The organism is Pseudoalteromonas aurantia 208 (assembly GCF_014858725.1).
Lineage (GTDB): Bacteria > Pseudomonadota > Gammaproteobacteria > Enterobacterales > Alteromonadaceae > Pseudoalteromonas > Pseudoalteromonas aurantia.
In genome coordinates this window covers 275,149-293,742 of sequence record NZ_AQGV01000012.1, presented here as the reverse complement: position 1 = coordinate 293,742, position 18,594 = coordinate 275,149, and the positions used below count along the sequence as shown (strand labels likewise).

At 40.4% G+C, this 18,594-nt stretch carries 13 protein-coding genes and 5 tRNA genes; 3 read left to right on the top strand and 15 right to left on the bottom strand.

Translation table 11 applies throughout. The annotated features are described in order from the left end of the window. Nucleotides 1-3 precede the first annotated feature (3 nt). Nucleotides 4-1,317 (bottom strand): 23S rRNA (uracil(1939)-C(5))-methyltransferase RlmD, encoded by a 1,314-nt coding sequence (gene rlmD, locus PAUR_RS05380; RefSeq protein WP_192506782.1) that lies wholly within the window; start codon nt 1,315-1,317, stop codon nt 4-6. Nucleotides 1,318-1,399: 82 nt separating this feature from the next. Between rlmD and barA the strand changes: the two genes are divergently transcribed. Both barA and PAUR_RS05370 read left to right on the top strand, forming a co-directional pair. Beyond that, nucleotides 1,400-4,174, top strand: coding sequence for a two-component sensor histidine kinase BarA (gene barA / locus PAUR_RS05375; RefSeq protein ID WP_192506781.1), 2,775 nt, complete (start codon nt 1,400-1,402; stop codon nt 4,172-4,174). A 168-nt stretch (nt 4,175-4,342) separates the two neighbouring features. Continuing rightward, complete coding sequence (locus PAUR_RS05370; RefSeq protein ID WP_192506780.1) at nt 4,343-5,179, top strand: mechanosensitive ion channel family protein; 837 nt, start codon at nt 4,343-4,345, stop codon at nt 5,177-5,179. Nucleotides 5,180-5,563: 384 nt separating this feature from the next. Here PAUR_RS05370 and PAUR_RS05365 read toward each other — a convergent pair whose 3' ends face one another. The 12 genes from PAUR_RS05365 to PAUR_RS05310 all read right to left on the bottom strand — a co-directional run bounded on the left by PAUR_RS05365 (nt 5,564) and on the right by PAUR_RS05310 (nt 15,603). Further along, nucleotides 5,564-6,112: a YkvA family protein gene (locus PAUR_RS05365; RefSeq protein ID WP_192506779.1), complete on the bottom strand. Its 549-nt coding sequence runs from the start codon at nt 6,110-6,112 to the stop codon at nt 5,564-5,566. A gap of 173 nt (nt 6,113-6,285) precedes the next feature. Continuing rightward, nucleotides 6,286-8,196 carry a SurA N-terminal domain-containing protein gene (locus tag PAUR_RS05360; RefSeq protein ID WP_192506778.1) on the bottom strand — a complete coding sequence of 637 codons (1,911 nt, stop codon included), beginning with the start codon at nt 8,194-8,196 and terminating at the stop codon, nt 6,286-6,288. A gap of 167 nt (nt 8,197-8,363) precedes the next feature. Beyond that, nucleotides 8,364-8,636: a nucleoid-associated protein HU-beta gene (hupB, locus tag PAUR_RS05355; protein WP_010371157.1), complete on the bottom strand. Its 273-nt coding sequence runs from the start codon at nt 8,634-8,636 to the stop codon at nt 8,364-8,366. A gap of 212 nt (nt 8,637-8,848) precedes the next feature. Then, nucleotides 8,849-11,206: an endopeptidase La gene (gene lon / locus PAUR_RS05350; protein WP_192506777.1), complete on the bottom strand. Its 2,358-nt coding sequence runs from the start codon at nt 11,204-11,206 to the stop codon at nt 8,849-8,851. A 121-nt stretch (nt 11,207-11,327) separates the two neighbouring features. Further along, nucleotides 11,328-12,617, bottom strand: coding sequence for an ATP-dependent protease ATP-binding subunit ClpX (clpX, locus tag PAUR_RS05345; RefSeq protein ID WP_192506776.1), 1,290 nt, complete (start codon nt 12,615-12,617; stop codon nt 11,328-11,330). Between the two features lie 121 nt (nt 12,618-12,738). Beyond that, a complete protein-coding gene (clpP, locus tag PAUR_RS05340; protein ID WP_192506775.1) occupies nt 12,739-13,356 on the bottom strand; it encodes an ATP-dependent Clp endopeptidase proteolytic subunit ClpP in 618 nt (205 codons plus the stop codon). 152 nt (nt 13,357-13,508) lie between these two features. Next, nucleotides 13,509-14,813, bottom strand: a complete 1,305-nt coding sequence (tig, locus tag PAUR_RS05335) for a trigger factor (RefSeq protein WP_192506774.1) — start codon at nt 14,811-14,813, stop codon at nt 13,509-13,511. A 273-nt stretch (nt 14,814-15,086) separates the two neighbouring features. Further along, nucleotides 15,087-15,163 (bottom strand) — tRNA-Pro (locus PAUR_RS05330). Nucleotides 15,164-15,193: 30 nt separating this feature from the next. After that, nucleotides 15,194-15,270: transfer RNA gene (locus PAUR_RS05325), tRNA-Pro, on the bottom strand. 21 nt (nt 15,271-15,291) lie between these two features. After that, nucleotides 15,292-15,367, bottom strand: a tRNA-His gene (locus PAUR_RS05320). Nucleotides 15,368-15,396: 29 nt separating this feature from the next. Next, nucleotides 15,397-15,473 (bottom strand) — tRNA-Arg (locus PAUR_RS05315). 53 nt (nt 15,474-15,526) lie between these two features. Beyond that, nucleotides 15,527-15,603, bottom strand: a tRNA-Pro gene (locus tag PAUR_RS05310). A gap of 342 nt (nt 15,604-15,945) precedes the next feature. Between PAUR_RS05310 and folD the strand changes: the two genes are divergently transcribed. After that, on the top strand, nt 15,946-16,800 hold the full coding sequence (gene folD / locus PAUR_RS05305) for a bifunctional methylenetetrahydrofolate dehydrogenase/methenyltetrahydrofolate cyclohydrolase FolD (RefSeq protein ID WP_192506773.1): 855 nt from the start codon (nt 15,946-15,948) through the stop codon (nt 16,798-16,800). A gap of 167 nt (nt 16,801-16,967) precedes the next feature. Here folD and PAUR_RS05300 read toward each other — a convergent pair whose 3' ends face one another. After that, nucleotides 16,968-17,408, bottom strand: coding sequence for a hypothetical protein (locus PAUR_RS05300; RefSeq protein WP_192506772.1), 441 nt, complete (start codon nt 17,406-17,408; stop codon nt 16,968-16,970). Between the two features lie 71 nt (nt 17,409-17,479). Then, on the bottom strand, nt 17,480-18,580 hold the full coding sequence (aroC, locus tag PAUR_RS05295) for a chorismate synthase (protein WP_192506771.1): 1,101 nt from the start codon (nt 18,578-18,580) through the stop codon (nt 17,480-17,482). Nucleotides 18,581-18,594 lie beyond the last annotated feature (14 nt).

Sequence of the window (18,594 nt, the reverse complement as noted above, 5' to 3'; positions counted from 1 at the left end):
GTACTATCTCCTTTGGAATAACGCCATTGTTTCGATATGCCCTGTATGTGGGAACATATTCATCAACCCTACTTTCACAAGTGAAAGCCCACTATCTAGCAATAATTTGCTATCTCTGGCTAATGTTACTGGATCACATGATACATAAAGTACTTTATTGAATTGCGTTAATGGCATTTGCTGCAATATGCCAAATGCTCCCGTACGTGAAGGGTCTAACACCAATACCTTTGCACTTTGGTCAAACCATGGCGCTTGCGCCATATCCTGTGTTAAGTCAAAACAATGGAACTCTGCATTTTCTATATGATTAGTTTGCGCATTTTGTTTAGCCATTGCAACAGATGAGGCTGAGCCTTCAACACCAATGACACTGTTTGCTCGTTTTGCGAGCAATAAAGAGAAATTACCAATACCACAAAATAAATCTAATACCCTATCGCTATAAGATACCTCTAACCACATCAATGCTTGCATCAACATTGCCGCATTTACTTCAGCATTAACCTGTACAAAATTATCCAATGTAAAATTAAAACGCACATCATCTGCAATATAATACGGCAGTTCGTTAAGCTCTGACACTTTATCACCATTATCCCATACTATTTTCCAACCCAAAACGTGACTTTTCTCCTCCAGATAATCTTTATCGCGGGCCGTAATACTTTTTGTATGCCTTAGCAGTACGAATTGACCATTATCAGCATCGCATAATTGAACATGACTAACAGAGCAATACCCATCTCGGCTATTTAATAACGCTCTCAAGTCTTCAAAGATATTATCAAAATGGCCGGTTAGAACCTGACAATTTTTTACCTCAACGATTTTTTTACTCTTAAAACCACGAAAGCCTAATTTCAGAAGCTTATTCCCTTTATCATAGAAACACGCTATACGCGCACTGCGTCTGTAATACTTAGGTTTGCTTTCAATAGCGGGTTGCCAACATTCTACATCATATTGTGAAAATTTTTGAAAAAGCTTATCAACCGCCTGTTGTTTATGAAAAAGCTGTGAAGAAAGTGCCAAGTGTTGTGTCTGACATCCTCCACATATGTCATTGTCGCGGCAGAACGGCATGACACGTTCATTGCTCGGCTCAATTACTTGAAGTGTTTTAGCTTCAATTAATTTAGACTTATCCTGCAATACTTGCGCTTTTACCCGTTCATTTACCAAGGCTCCCTCAACAAAACACACTTTGCCTTTATGATTAGCAACACCACGACCTTGGTGGTCTAGCGAATGTATTTTTACTTCAATAGCTTGCTTATCTACTGTCCGCTTTTTTGGACGAAAAATCTGTGCCATAACATTGCCCCTTAAACATTGCTTATCAGCGCTGAAATCGATAACCTAAAGTCAAAATAATTACTGTGACTAACTGCCTCAGATGACCAAATTTAGCCTGCGTGATAGCATTCTTATTCTGACTTTAATTCCGACGGTACTGATCGGCTTAATCTTAGGAGGCTATTTTACCGTAAATCGCTATGTTGAGCTTGAACAAATTCTCAATCAACAAGGTAGCAGTATTTCAGAACCTCTCGCGATTGCGACAGAACACAGTATTGTTTCTCAAGATCGCATTAACTTACATCGCGTTTTAAGCACGGCGCATAACAAACATGCGCCTTTAGTTAAAAGTATCTCCGTATTCGATCAGGACAATCAATTGTTGCTGACGAGCAATTTTCATGAAAAATTTAATAAATTGTATTATTTAGGGGACGCAAGTCAGCTACATCAAACGGAAATGGTAAAACTCGCTGATACCTTCGTCTTTTACACACCTATAAAACACTATGCCAAGCACACTAATGATTGGAGCGAAGCTCACCCTGACACGCTTGCTATTTTGGCAGTAGAAATAAGTCAAGACCAAGCATTAATCTCTCAGCAACATGCCCTTATTTTAAGCAGTAGCATTATACTCATTGCTATCTTGCTCAGTGCATTACTGTCATTACGGGTCAGCCGAATGTTCACTATGCCACTTTCAAGGTTACTGTTAGCAACGGATAAACTTGTTGAAGGTAAACGTGATATCGGTATACAAGGTCACATGCAAGGTGAATTTGAACTTCTTCGACAAGGCTTGAACACAATAAATAATAAAATGACAGGTCAACGTGACGAAATGCAAAAACACATTGATCAGGCCACCAGTGATTATCGTGAAACATTAGAACAATATGAAACACAAAATATCCAGTTAAACATTGCCAAGAAAGAGGCTCAAGATGCCAACCGCGTAAAATCCGACTTTTTAGCAAAAATGAGTCATGAGTTGCGCACGCCTCTCAACGGTGTCATCGGTTTTACCCGACAGTTATATAAAACTCCCCTTAATAAACACCAAAAAGACTACTTAGATACCATTGAATTATCTGCAAATAGTTTACTGACTATTATCAGTGATATCTTAGACTTCTCAAAACTCGAAGCGGGCGCTATGGATTTGGAAAACATTCAATTTCAGCTACGTGACGCTGTCAACGAAGTGATGACCCTACTTGCGCCAAGTGCACATGATAAACAACTAGAGTTATCTATTTCAATAAATAGACAAGTACCCGATAACTTGGTAGGTGATCCAACTAGATTAAAACAAATCCTAATTAATTTGATCAGTAATGCCATCAAGTTTACCGAGCAAGGTTCCGTGAAGGTCGATATTAGTCATCGGTTACTTAACGAAACACATGCATCTCTTTTAGTGTCGGTCAGTGATACCGGCGTCGGCATTGCGATGGATAAACAAGATGCCTTATTTACTCCATTCGGGCAAGCTGACTCTAGTATCACTCGAAAGTTTGGCGGAACGGGCTTAGGGCTTATCATAACCAAACACATCGTTGAAGCGATGAAAGGTAGGATCACGCTCAACTCAGCATCTGGCAGCGGCACATGCTTTACATTCAACTCCGTTTTTGAATTACCCAACCGCCTCTATAACGACGATTTACCGTGCGGTTCACTCCATAATAAGCGGGTGCTGTACTTTGAACCACAAGAACATACCCATTATTCTGTTGTAGCACAACTTCATGAATGGGAGATGCAAGTTACAGCCTGTCAAACTGAAGATGAATTTTTAGCGGCTCTGACACAGGATTTTAATTTTGATGTTTGTCTCATTGGCAACATGGCAAGCGTTGAGCATATGCAAACCGTAAAGGGCTATATTAGTAAAGCCCGAGAATCTGCCGATTACCTATACCTCATGCTCAATACTATATCGCATAATATGCGTGAATCCCTTATTGGCAGTGGTGCCGATGCTTGCTTGAGTAAACCACTCAATCACAGAAAACTCTGCGAAGTTCTCGCAGCCCCCTATCGCCTTGATCACCCTAGTATTGGGATTGAAGAAAACCGAGAGCAAATACTGCCCTTGAAAGCGCTTATCGCGGATGATAATGATGCCAACTTAAAGCTGCTTTCTACCTTACTCTCTGAGCAAATTGAAGCCATCGATACGGCGCACAATGGCTCCCAAGCCGTTAGCCTATGTAAAATGCATAAATACGATTTAGTTTTTATGGATATACAAATGCCGATAATGGACGGTATCACCGCGTGTAAAACGATTAAGGAAGCATCACTCAATGAAGAAACCCCCATTATTGCAGTAACTGCCCATGCCCTCTCAGGTGAAAAAAATCAACTATTAAAAGACGGATTCAGTGGCTATCTGACCAAACCTATTGATGAAGATATGCTTAAACAAACCATTTGTGACTATGGCCAAACGACACCATCGTCAGTACCCAGAAATAAGTCTCAACTCACCGTAAGTCGCCCGCCTTTTATCAGTGAATTGCTGGATTGGCCGTTAGCATTACAACATGCGGGAGGAAAACCAGATTTGGCAATTGAAATGTTAAATATGCTACTAAACAGTATTACTGAAACAAAAACAAATATTCACCAAGCACAAGAGCAAAACGATAGTGAACAGCTATTAAGTGTGATTCATAAATTCCACGGAGCATGCTGTTATACAGGTGTGCCTAAACTTAAAAAATTAGCAGAAGCTTTAGAAACAGGTTTAAAAAAGCAAGTAGCAGTTAGTGACATTGAGCCTGAGCTTTTTGAACTTCTAGATGAATTGGATAACTTAGAACGCGACTCACAAATTGCCACCAATACTTCCGACATGTAACGCGCACTAATTTTACGCTATTGAAGTCTATAGTGCTGATAAGAAACTTATCAGCACTAAGTGTCTTCGCCTCTTCAAAGCAGTCTTCCATAACAACAACGAACAAAAATTAATAACTCAGCTACAATTATTAGTGCTTTCTAACTATAAACACAAAGAGAAACCTATATGATGGACTTTTCCCAAATAGATGTCGAACACCTTCTAAACACCGTTATTGAAATGGCAATTTTATATGCCCCAAAAATCGTGTTAGCAATATTAACACTCATTATTGGCCTCTGGGTCATCTCGCTGATTGGCAAGGGCGTTGACTTCTTGCTACAAAAGAAAGAATTTAACGTGTCTTTACGTAAATGGTTATGCAGTATGGCTACAGTACTCTTAAAAGCCTGCTTGTTCATTTCTGTTATCTCTATGATCGGCGTACAAACGACCTCTTTCATTGCTATTTTAGGTGCTGCGGGGTTAGCAGTAGGCTTAGCCTTACAAGGTAGTCTGTCTAATTTTGCAGGAGGTGTGCTCATTCTAATTTTTAAGCCTTTTCAAGTCGGTGACTATATCGTGGCTCAAGGGGAAGAAGGCGTTGTTGAGGCTATCGATGTATTTTGTACATTTTTAACCACATTAGATAACCGTCGTGTAATTTTGCCTAACGGACCTTTAGCAAGTGAGAAAATTAAAAACATCACCCATGAGTCAATTAGACGTGTTGACCTCAGTGTTGGCATAAGTTACTCAGCATCGGTTGATGATGCTGAGAAAGCTCTCACAAATATGGCGTTAGAAAATAATTCAGTACTCAAAACCCCTGAGCCTTTTGTCGGTGTCACAGGGTATGGAGACAGTTCTATTGATTTAACCCTAAGAGTATGGTGTAAAACAGAGGACTATTGGGATGTATATTTTGATATTAATCGAGCGATAAAACCAGCATTAGATCGAGCTGACATTGCTATTCCATTTCCACAAAGAGATGTGCATATTATTGATAAGTCATCTTAGAAAGCAACCATTGTTTGTAGCCGTTGGTGCTCACTAGCGGCTTGACAAGCTATAATTGAAACCGACTTAAACCCAAAAAACGCTCGTCTTTTTAACTCAATTACTTCGAATACTCTCCACTGATGTGTCATACAAGGTTGGTTTTTCACCTCACTCATCAATATTATTTGACCCTTTTAATATGAAATCCGTATCCTAATAAACAAGAAACTTACTGAGTAATATATATGAAGAAGGTAATTTGAGCGCACATAACACTGCAAAGACTACTTGCATAGGGTTAGCTAAGCCTATCTCGGGAGCGACTGTTAGCAGTGATCTAAGTCCCACGATAAATAAATGTAGCCTGATCGTTAGAACTCGACCAAACTACATGTGATATACTTACATAATGCGAGATAATAATCGCGGCTTTGCAGATTTCCGGTTTCGTCGCATCGTCGCACGCAGTTGCGAGCGAGTACCTTCAAGCCAGCTTTCTCTATCTACTTTTGCTTCGTCGCCTCGACGCGCTTCTTCCGTTGCCCTAAAGCTGCAAAATTCTCTGTAAGCTCTGAGATCCAGCGATAAATCTTGTAACACTAATTCAATCATTATTGCGTCATCAATATAACCCAAACCTGGAATGTGATCTGGCACTACGTCTTCAGGTTCACTGAAATATGCCAAAGATAGAATAATGGCTTTCTTCTCTTCTTCTGGTACTTGCCATTCAACGTCTTGCACTGCATCAATCAACAACGCAAGTGATGTCATTCGAGTTCGAACAAACTCTGGTAACTCAGCTTGCTCCATTTCTAATATGAGTTTTCGGGCTTTACTAATTATTTCTTCTTCATTGGTATGATTGCTCTTAGCAATAACATTTTGCATCATTGTTTTAAAATGCGCTAAGTCTGCATCTGATAGTTCGAAATTAATTTCTATTGGCATAATATTCCCCAGAGTCCTTTATCTTCTATAATATTTAACAACATATGTCGTTACTTAAACTATGCCATTAAACAATACAATATGAAATCATAGCAAAGCATTATCTCCTACTAGTAGTCATAAAAAAGGGCATCAAATCGATGCCCTTTTTAAAATAGTTGACCCTAGCCCAGTTAATTTTGCTCTGATACCTGAATTTGTGGACGTGTCACATCCGCTTTAGCTTCAAGTGCGTTAACAAACGCTAAGTAATTTTTGTTAATCTGAGTATTTGTGATGCTTTGCTTCTGTTGTTCATCAATTTCCACTGAAAGCTCAACCTCGTTAACCTTTTTCAATTGTACTAAAGCCGCATCTCCATTATTCAAGGCAACAACAGCCATTTCAAACTTTTCATCCGCCGGATGAGGAAGTTTAAATACCTCTGTCACAATGGCGGGTGCAACCGAGTAAGTTTGACGTGCTAAGGCAGCTTCTGAGTTCAATTCAACGCCTTCTTCCGTAGCAATATCAGATAATAGCTTACCGCCTTGCAATGCACTGAATAAAGTTTTAGCTCGCTCATTGATCAGCTCTGATGCTTTTTCGTTAACAAGCGTTGTTTCGATTTCCGCTTTAACCCCATCAAACGGTTTTGTTGCAGCAGCGGCATAATCTAACACTCGAACAACAATAATATGCTCTGCACCAATTTCCAAGACTTCCGAGTTCACTCGATCTTCTAGTAGCTCTGGAGTAAATAGCGTACGTGTTACTGCTGGCGTATTTAATGGTGCTGGTAGTACTGAGCGATTAATCAACGCCGTTGATTTAAGCTCAACACCCGCAGCCAACGCAGCATCTTCAAGTGAGTCAGACATTTCAAACGCCAACTCAGCAATTTCAGTTTGCTTTTGATAAAATGCATCAACTTTTGCATTCTTTTCTAACTCAGCTCGTAAGTCTGCCTTAACGTCATCGAACGGTTGAATTTCTTCACGCTCAATATCCGTCAATTGAATAATATGATAACCAAATTCTGATGTTACAACTTCTGAGATATCACCAACATTTTCTAGTGCAAATGCTGCAGTTTCAAACTCAGGATCCATCATATCACGTTCGATCCAATCCAAATCACCGCCTAACTCTGCGCTGACAATGTCATCTGACTGCGTACTTGCTAATTCAGAAAACTCTGTGCCTGAGCGTAACTGTGACAACAAGTCTTGTGCTTTAGTATTGGCCGTCGCATCATCTTCACTATTATCGATTAATATATGTGAAACACGACGTTTTTCAGGCTCTAAGTATTGTGTTTTACTTTCTTCATAATACGCAAGCACATCTGCATCAGTAATGGCCGTTTCAGGCTCAACATTATCGGCCTTAAGCTCTAAATATTGTACTGAAACTTGTTCTGCTGATTGATATTTATCTTGATTTAACTCGTAGTAATTCGATACTGCATCTTCATCAATTGATACTTGGTCTTTAACTTTGTCTTTACTTAAGACAATATAATCAAGTGCGCGCGTTTGTTGCTGCAGAGCAACCGTGCTTTTTAGCTCATTTGATAAAACAAACTCAGTACCTGCAACTGCCGAAACCAATTGAGAGCGAGTCATTTCTTCACGTAAATATTCACGAAAAGTATCTGGTTGGAAGTTCATTTGACGTATTACTTGTAAATAGCGCTCATTACTAAACTCACCACCCAATTGGAAGTAAGGCATTTCAACAATGGCTTGCTTCACTTGTTCATCACTCACTCGTAGGCCAAGCTCAATGGCGAGTTGATTTTGTAATTCTTGTTGAACCAGTCTATCAACTACCCCTTTACGAATTTGTGCCATATAAGTCGGATCTGACGAAATTTGTGCAAAGTATTCTCCAAACTGCTGCTCTAATCGAGCCCGTTCATTTTGGTATGCCCTTGCAAAATCTGTTTGACTAATTTTTATTCCATTGACTTCTGCAACAGGTTGCTCTGTGGTTTGACCTAGGTAACCACCGATCCCTGCTAGAGCAAAAGACAAGATTACTGCACCAAGAATAATTTTGGCTACTGGGCCTTGAGAGCCCTCTCTGATCTTTTCAAGCATTTGTTCTTTCTCTTATCTAAGCCAAAGCACATACGCGCTTTAGAAGTTTCTTGCTAATGTAAAAAAAGCGTATCTTATCAGATACGCTTTTTTTCTTGAAGCAACACACGGCTTTGAAATGCAAATAGTGTGAAACAGTGTAAAACCGCGCTAAAAATCCAAGTGGATTAGTTTACTGCATCTTTTAACGCTTTACCCGCTTTGAAAGAAGGGATATTAGCCGCTGCAATTTGAATCGTCTCACCAGTTTGCGGATTACGACCAGAGCGTGCTGCGCGTTCACGCACGGAAAAAGTACCAAAACCAACCAGTGCTACAGAATCACCATCTTTTAACGCACCAGTTACAGATTCAATGAACGAATCTAGCGCACGACCTGCGGCCGCTTTAGAAATATCAGCATCAGCTGCGATTTGATCGATTAATTGAGATTTATTCACAATATCATCCTCTTACATTGTTATTATCAAAAGCGAGAGCTTGTTTTGATAACTACCACTTTTATTATTCATACTAGAGACATCACAGCGACTCTCTAATGCGTAATCTTGCTCAAGCCTAGGCTACATAAGGGCTAGGCTTGAACCAGTGCCTAAGTTAACATACCTTTTAGATTTGAAAACCCTTTTGCAGCACTTTTTTCGATTTTTTCTTATTTTTTTGAGTTTTCAACAGAAAAACTCTCAACAGGGTTAGCTAACGCAAGTGACAATACATCATCAATCCAAGTTACTGGGTGGATTTCTAAGCCTTCTCTCACATTCTCTGGAATTTCTTTTAAGTCACGCTCATTAATCTTTGGAATAATAACCGTCTTAATTCCCCCTCGATGTGCTGCAAGTAACTTCTCTTTCAAGCCTCCGATCGGCAGTACTTCTCCACGCAAGGTAATTTCACCGGTCATGGCCACATCTGAACGCACAGGGTTACCCGTCAAGCTAGAGACCAAAGAAGTTACCATTGCAATACCTGCACTTGGCCCATCTTTTGGTGTGGCGCCTTCAGGTACGTGCACATGTACATCGCGTTTTTCATGAAAATCTGCATTTATCCGTAACTTGTCAGCTCTATTACGTACAACCGTCATCGCTGCCTGAATAGACTCTTGCATCACATCACCCAAAGAGCCAGTAAATGTCAATTTACCTTTACCTGGAACTGCCGCACATTCTATTGTAAGTAAATCACCACCTACCTCAGTCCATGCTAAACCTGTTACCTGACCGATACGATCACCATCTTCAGCTTTGCCATAATCAAAACGTTGTACGCCTAGAAATGACTCTAAGTTATCTTGGTTGATGATTACTTTTTGCGTGTCTTTATTAAGTAAAATCTCTTTCACGGCTTTGCGGCACAGTTTAGAGATTTCACGCTCCAGATTACGTACACCTGCTTCACGAGTGTAATAGCGGATAATTCCAATAATAGCACTATCTTCTATTTCAACTTCGTTCGCTTTTAAACCGTTACGCTTAACTTGCTTTGGAATTAAATGCTGAATAGAGATATTCAGTTTTTCATCTTCTGTATACCCCGATAGCCTTATTACTTCCATTCGGTCTAATAATGGCCCTGGAATGTTAAAACTGTTTGACGTAGCGACAAACATAACATCAGATAAATCGTAATCGACTTCTAAGTAGTGATCAGCAAAATTACTATTTTGTTCAGGGTCTAAAACTTCTAACAATGCAGATGCCGGATCTCCACGCATATCTGATGACATTTTATCAATCTCATCAAGTAAAAACAGCGGATTCTTAACCCCTACTTTGCTCATGCTTTGAATCAGCTTACCTGGCATAGAACCAATATATGTTCTTCTATGGCCTCGAATTTCAGCTTCATCTCTAACACCACCCAGAGCCATTCTCACATACTTACGTCCCGTAGAACGCGCAATAGACTGCCCTAAACTGGTTTTACCGACGCCTGGAGGACCAACCAAACACAATATTGGACCTTTAAGTTTATTAATTCTCTGCTGAACGGCAAGATACTCAATAATACGTTCTTTGACTTTTTCTAAGCCATAATGGTCAGCATCCAGTATTTTCTGCGCACCCGCTAAATCTTTTTTCACTTTGGAACGCTTTTTCCACGGCACATTGATCATCGTATCAATATATGAGCGTACTACCGTTGCTTCAGCCGACATTGGCGACATCATTTTCAACTTATTAAGTTCAGATGTGGCTTTTTCTTCTGCTTCAGCTGGCATTTGCGCTTCACTGATACGTTTTTTCAGTGCTTCAAATTCATCAGGTACATCATCCAGTTCGCCCAGCTCTTTTTGAATGGCTTTCATTTGCTCGTTCAAATAGTACTCGCGTTGTGACTTTTCCATTTGCTTTTTGACACGAGAGCGAATTTTCTTTTCAACTTGCAATAAATCTATTTCGCCTTCCATCAAAGCCATTAAATACTCTAATCGCCCAGTGACACTGTCCAACTCCAATACTTTTTGTTTTTCAGGCACCTTAATTGGCATGTGCGCAGCCATTGTATCCGCTAAGCGAGCAGCTTCGTCAATACCTGATACAGATGTCAGTACTTCGGGTGGTATTTTTTTATTGAGTTTTACATACCCTTCAAATTGACTCACTGCGCTGCGAATAAAGATATCTTGTTCTTGTTCATCTATATCTTGAGACTCAACAAACTGTGCTTCAGCCAGAAAATATTCATCAGAAATTATAAACTTATCAATCTTCGCGCGCTGTGTACCTTCAACAAGTACTTTTACGGTACCATCCGGTAACTTAAGTAGTTGCAGTACGGTGGCAATCGTACCTACATCATAAATTTCGTCTGTACTTGGATCATCAACAGACGCATCTTTTTGCGCGACTAAAAATATTTGTTTATCATTTTCCATTGCCGCTTCTAAGCATTTTATCGACTTTTCTCGGCCAACAAACAATGGGATCACCATATGTGGATATACAACGACATCTCGTAGCGCCAACACAGGGATTTCGACTCGATCCGTTCTCTCAAGCGTCATTTGATTCTCTTCGCAATTCGTTATTTTAATAATATAGATAGCTATATGGGGATAGTTACCATAAAGTTCAATATGTTGATAAAAAAAGGAGCCTATGGCTCCTTTTTATTCAACTGTGGTATTACTCTGAGACAGCTTTGTCTTGACCACTATTTTCGTAAATCAAAATTGGATCCGATTCACCCTTTATCACTGTTTCATCAACAACAACTTTGCTCACATTATCAACTGAAGGCAATTCATACATTGTATTTAGCAATACACCTTCAACAATAGATCGTAACCCACGTGCTCCAGTCTTACGTTCCATCGCTTTATGTGCAATAGCTTTTAACGCATCTTCTCGGAACTCTAACTCAACATCTTCCATTTGGAACAGCGTAGCAAACTGCTTAGTCAATGCATTTTTAGGTTCATTTAATATTTGAATTAAAGCATCTTCATCAAGTTCTGTCAGAGTGGCAACAACAGGTAGACGACCTATAAATTCAGGGATCAGGCCATACTTGACTAAATCTTCCGGCTCAACATCTTTAAATGTCTCACTCAGGGAGCGTGAAGAGTCTGCTGACTTAACTTCAGCACCAAAACCAATACCTGCATTTTTATGGCTGCGTTGTTCAATCACTTTATCCAAGCCAGCAAAAGCACCACCACAAATAAATAGAATTTTAGAAGTATCAACTTGCAAAAATTCTTGCTGAGGGTGCTTTCGACCACCTTGCGGCGGAACAGAAGCGACAGTCCCTTCTATTAGTTTAAGCAATGCTTGCTGAACACCTTCGCCAGAAACATCTCTGGTAATAGATGGGTTATCTGATTTTCTCGATATTTTATCAATTTCATCAATATAGACAATGCCGCGCTGCGCTTTTTCTACATCATAATCACACTTCTGTAAAAGCTTTTGAATGATGTTTTCAACATCTTCACCAACATAGCCCGCTTCGGTCAATGTTGTTGCATCAGCCATTGTGAATGGCACGTCAAGCAATCGAGCAAGTGTTTCAGCTAGTAACGTCTTACCACTTCCCGTTGGACCTATTAAAAGAATATTACTTTTACTCAGCTCAACATCTGATTTATTGTTAAGCCCCTGATTCTTTAATCTCTTGTAATGGTTATATACAGCAACAGACAATACTTTTTTAGCATGCTCTTGCCCAATAACATAATCATCCAAATGATTTCGGATCTCTTTGGGAACTGGTAATTTGTCTGCTGCGTCATGTTTAGGCGCAATATCTTTTATTTCTTCGCGAATAATGTCGTTACACAGATCAACGCATTCGTCACAAATATAAACAGAAGGCCCCGCAATTAACTTACGAACTTCATGTTGGCTCTTACCGCAAAATGAGCAATATAAGAGTTTGTTACTTTTGTCGCCGTCTGTTGGAGTGTCGGACATTCAGCTACCTCATTTTCTCTTCGTTATCCTATTAGATAACCATCTACAATGACTTCACTATACCAAATATTTTCCAACTTGGCATAGTTAGGCGTGCGATAACATCGCACTCCCTACTTCTTTATTTAATTTCTCGGCGAGTATGGACTGCATCTATAAGCCCATAATCTAACGCTTCATGCGCACTCATAAAGTTATCACGATCTGTATCACCCGCTAATACTTCATAAGGTTGGCCTGTATGCTCCGCCATTAATCTGTTTAATTTTTCTTTAATCGACAGAATTTCTTTAGCATGAATTTCAAAATCAGAAGCTTGACCTTGAAAGCCACCTAATGGTTGGTGGATCATAACGCGAGAATTAGGCAGGCAGTAACGTTTACCTTTGGCACCACCAGACAGTAAAAATGCCCCCATACTCGCAGCTTGACCCACACAAACAGTGCTTACGTCAGGCTTGATAAAATTCATCGTGTCATAAATTGACATACCTGCGGTCACTGAACCGCCAGGTGAATTAATATACAGGAAAATATCTTTGTCTGGACTTTCTGATTCCAAGAATAATAGCTGGGCCACAATCAAATTAGCCATTTGATCTTCGACTTGTCCTGTCAGGAAAATAATCCGTTCTTTTAACAATCGCGAAAAAATATCAAAAGAGCGCTCACCTTTAGCTGTTTGCTCAACAACCATTGGTACTAATGCACTGAAAGGATCGATCATACCGTCGTTCATATTTTTCATTCCTTATGCGCAGCGATAATTTGGATAGTGCTGCGAATTAGTTAATCTTGGTAGCCTAAAACGAAAAAGGCTCGGACATACTGCAATCTTGCAGAACGTCACGAGCCATTAAATCGTTAGCTTAGCGTTAAGTCAATGACTTATTACGCACCTTGCTGAGGATTCATGATGTCATCAAACGCTTTTTCAACGTCAGTAACAGAAGCAGCAGCTAAAATAGACTCAACTGCTTGCTCTTCCATTGCTACGTTACGCATTTGCTGCATCATTTGATCGTTACCTTTATAATAGGCAACAACTTCTGTTGGATCTTCATATGCAGAAGCAACCGTTGCAATTAACTCTTCAACTTTTGCATCATCTACTTGGATCTCATTTGCTTTAATAACTTCACCTAGTAGTAGGCCAGTTTTAACGCGTGTTACAGCTTGCTCGTGGAACAATTCTGCAGGTAACTCAGGCATATTTTGTGCGTTACCACCAAAACGTTGTGCCGCTTGCTGACGCAATGCATCAATTTCTTGATCAACAAGTGCTTTAGGAACGTCTGTTTCGTTATGCTCAAGTAACCCTTTGATCGCTTGATCTTTCACATTTGCTTTTACAGCTTGAGAAAGTTCACGAGACATGTTTTTCTTAACTTCTTCTTTAAGTGCATCAACACCCCCTTCAGCAACACCAAACTTCACTGAAAATTCATCATTAAGCTCAGGAAGCTCTTGAACTTCAACTTTCTTAATAGTGATAGTGAACTGTGCAGGCTTACCTTTCAGGTTTTCTGCATGGTACTCTTCAGGGAACGTTACATCAGCGATAACTTCTTCACCGGCTTTTTTACCAATGATGTTGTCTTCGAAACCAGGGATCATACGACCTTGTCCTAGTTCTAGTGGGAAATCATCTGCTTTTCCACCTTCAAATACTTCACCATCTACAGTGCCAACAAAATCAACCGTTACACGGTCATTCTCACCCGCAGCAGCATCACTTTCAGCCCAATCTGCGTGTTGCTTACGAAGCGTTTCTAGCATATTAGCTAAATCTGCATCAGTAACATCAACAACTGGCTTTTCTACAGTAATTTTATCTAAGTCTTTAATTGCTACTTCTGGGTATACTTCAAAAGTTGCATCAAACTCTAAATCTTTACCTGCTTCTAACGCTTTAGGTGCAAATGTTGGTGCACCTGCAGGATTGATTTTTTCAGCTACGATAGCATCGATATAATTACGTTGCATGATATCACCAGCTACTTCTTGACGCACAGCGGCACCAAAACGTTTAGTGATCACTGACACTGGCACTTTACCAGGACGGAAACCGTCGATACGCTGAGTTTTTGACAGTTGTTGTAAGCGTTTTTTAACTTCAGTCTCAACGTTCTCTGCAGGAACGGTGATAGTCAGACGGCGCTCAAGGCCTTGAGTCGTCTCAACAGAAACTTGCATGATTTACCTCAATCTTCAATTTTGGGCGACAACGCGCCTTCCTTACAAACAAGTAATGCACCATGTCAAATTTGAGCTCTTTACGAAACTTCACTAAAGAACTAATTACATGGGCTATTCTTGCTGCCTGCCCTTACTGGGCGCTATGTTTAATAATAGACGCGGCATTATAACCTATAAAACTTGATAGTCGAGTAATGAAAAGAAATTAATAGGGAATAAAGATTCAAGTGGTTAAAATATGATTAATTATGGAATTTATAGTAGGGGAGATGGTCGGCGATGCAGGATTTGAACCTGCGACCCCTTGGACCCAAACCAAGTGCGCTACCAAACTGCGCTAATCGCCGAAAAAATATATTACAGATAATCTAGAAAAGTGGTCGGCGATGCAGGATTTGAACCTGCGACCCCTTGGACCCAAACCAAGTGCGCTACCAAACTGCGCTAATCGCCGACTTAATATTTTCAATGTAGATGGGGCGACTGATGGGGCTCGAACCCACGACAACCGGAATCACAATCCAGGGCTCTACCAACTGAGCTACAGCCGCCACTACATAGAGTCTTACAAATTTTAAAATGGCGCACCCGGAAGGATTCGAACCTTCGACCAACGCCTTAGAAGGGCGTTGCTCTATCCAGCTGAGCTACGGGCGCATCGTCAGAACTTCGTTCTTCCTTACTTTAACTTCATAAAAATGAAAGTAAAGTGGTCGGCGATGCAGGATTTGAACCTGCGACCCCTTGGACCCAAACCAAGTGCGCTACCAAACTGCGCTAATCGCCGTTACCATTTTTGTTGTTTCGGAGTCTCCTCGTTGACAACGGGGTGCATAATAGTGATTTGACCGTGGTAGGTCAAACACTTTTTAAAAAAAACATTCCAACTGCTTACTTTTACCCCAAAAAGTATATTTTTTAGATCAGTTTGCTGAAATTTATACAGTTTTCGTGCTATTAGCTTTAACTACGGCATATTTAACTCGCTTTGTTTTGATTGTTCCTTGGCCCAGTCATGGTTTTTGTGAGAAAATAGCGCCAATGCTTCACTAATATGTAGTGGCAATTATAGAGCAACCCCTTTACGCTCTTTATCGTTCAAGTTTTTAACTCCTAATAAAGGTCAACCATGACGGCAAACATCATTGATGGTAAGGCTATAGCCAAACAAGTTCGTAGCACCGTAGCGAAACGTGTAGAACAGAGAATAGAGCAAGGCCTTCGGGCACCTGGACTTGCTGTTGTTCTAGTAGGACAAGATCCAGCGAGTCAAGTGTATGTTGGCTCTAAACGTAAAGCCTGTGACGAAGTCGGCTTTGTGTCTAAATCTTTCGATCTCCCTGGCGATACCAGCGAAGCACAACTATTAGAGCTTGTCGATTCATTGAACAATGACCCTGAAGTAGATGGGATATTAGTTCAACTTCCTTTACCAGAAAATCTAGATGCCGAAAAAGTACTAGAACGTATTCACCCCCATAAAGATGTTGATGGATTCCATCCATATAATATAGGCCGATTAGCACAGCGTATGCCAGCTCTGCGCCCTTGCACACCAAAAGGTATTATTACATTACTTGAATCTACAGGTGTTCATTATAGGGGAATGCATGCCGTTGTAGTTGGCGCATCAAACATTGTAGGCCGACCAATGTCATTGGAGTTGTTATTGGCAGGTTGCACTACCACCGTTTGTCATAAGTTTACGCAAGATTTAGAAGCTCACGTGCGTCGTGCAGACTTACTTGTCGTTGCTGTAGGTAAACCTGAATTTATTCCTGGGGATTGGATTAAAGAAGGGGCAATGGTTATTGATGTAGGTATCAACCGATTAGAATCGGGTAAACTCGTTGGCGATGTGCAGTATGACATTGCAGAACAACAAGCTAGCTTTATTACACCAGTTCCAGGTGGCGTTGGACCCATGACGGTTGCAAGTTTGATTGAGAATACACTTGAAGCATGTGAAAAGTACCATAGCTAGCACTGCTTAATATGCCTCGTACATATTTGATAAAGCCGCAATAAAACAGCGGCTTTTTTTATTATAAAAGGCGTATCCAGAGGTTACTCTATTTGCATAATTATTAACGTAGTTAAAGTACTATTAAACCACGTAGCAAGAACGGTATTTTAATAGAGTTAATATAATTAGCGCGCAGAGTCATTATCTTTTTTCTTTGAGTGCTGCTGTTTTGACTCTAAACCACCTTCTTCCTTAGCCCCTTTTTGATATTCCTGTGCAATCTCTTTTTCAATCAATTCTCTTTGTTGTTGGTACTCTTTCTGTGAAATACTACCGCTGGCAAGCAACTTATCAAGTTCATCAAGTTTTGAACGCAGCTCATCAATCTTTTCTTTACTCACGCCCATACGCCCTAATAATAGCGCCTCTTTCATCTGTCCTAAAAATGATTCATCTTTTGTGTATACAGATACATTTTTATTTTGAAATGACTTCGTGGTTTCTGAAGGCGTATAAGATGCCATCTCTTTGGCAAACTCTTGCCGCTCCTGTTCATGCATTTTTTCGCGCTGTGGGGCTGGTTTAACTTGGAAGCTTGATTCTGTGGTACTTCTGAATAATAACATGCTGATCTCCTTATTTACCTATAAAGAAACCAGCAAGTAACACGCCACAATCACACTGACGCTATAAGTTCTCAGTCTATTTGGCCTTTAATTGGACCATGGACCAAATTAACACTCGGATTTTGTCCTCGCTGACGTAATAGGTGATCCATTAAAGTAATGGCCATCATTGCTTCAGCAATGGGTATAGCCCGAATGCCAACGCAAGGATCGTGTCTACCTTTAGTAATGATTTCGACAGCTTCGTTAGATGTATTAATACTTTGACCTGGTATCGTAATACTAGACGTAGGCTTTAAAGCAATTGACGCGACAATATCTTGCCCAGTGGAAATACCGGCAAGCACACCTCCAGCATGATTACTTGCAAAACCATCAGGGGTTAGTTCATCACGGTGCTCAGAGCCTTTTTGGGTAATGCAATCAAAACCATCACCAATCTCAACACCTTTAACAGCATTAATACTCATCAATGAGTGCGCCAACTCAGCATCTAATCGGTCAAAAACAGGCTCGCCTAACCCAACAGGCACATTTTTAGCAACCACAGTTACTTTCGCACCTATCGAGTCCCCTTGTTTTTTAAGGTCACGCATATATTCATCTAATGCGTCTAGTTTACTTGGGTCAGGAAAGAAAAATGGGTTTTGTTCCACTTGTGACCAATCAAACTGCTCAGCACTGATAGGCCCTAATTGAGATAAACACGCATTAATTTCGATGCCATGAACCTGCTTTAAATACTTTTTAGCAATGCCGCCAGCAGCTACCCTAATCGCAGTTTCCCTTGCGGAGGAACGACCACCTCCTCTATAATCACGATGACCATACTTATGCCAATATGTGTAATCACCATGACCAGGTCGAAATGTTTCAGCAATTTTGCCATAATCTTTCGAACGCTGATCAGTATTTTCAATTAACAAACCAATACTGGTCCCGGTTGTTTTTCCTTCGAAAACGCCAGACAAAATCTTTATTTCATCCCCTTCCCGACGTTGTGTTGTGTAGCGGCTTTGCCCTGGTTTACGCCTATCTAAATCAAGTTGCATGTCCGCTTCACAAAGCTCTAGCCCCGCGGGAACACCATCCACGACACCACCCAAAGCAAGGCCATGGCTTTCGCCAAACGTACTCACTTTGAATAATTGTCCTATACTATTACCTGCCATTACCCTTCCTCATT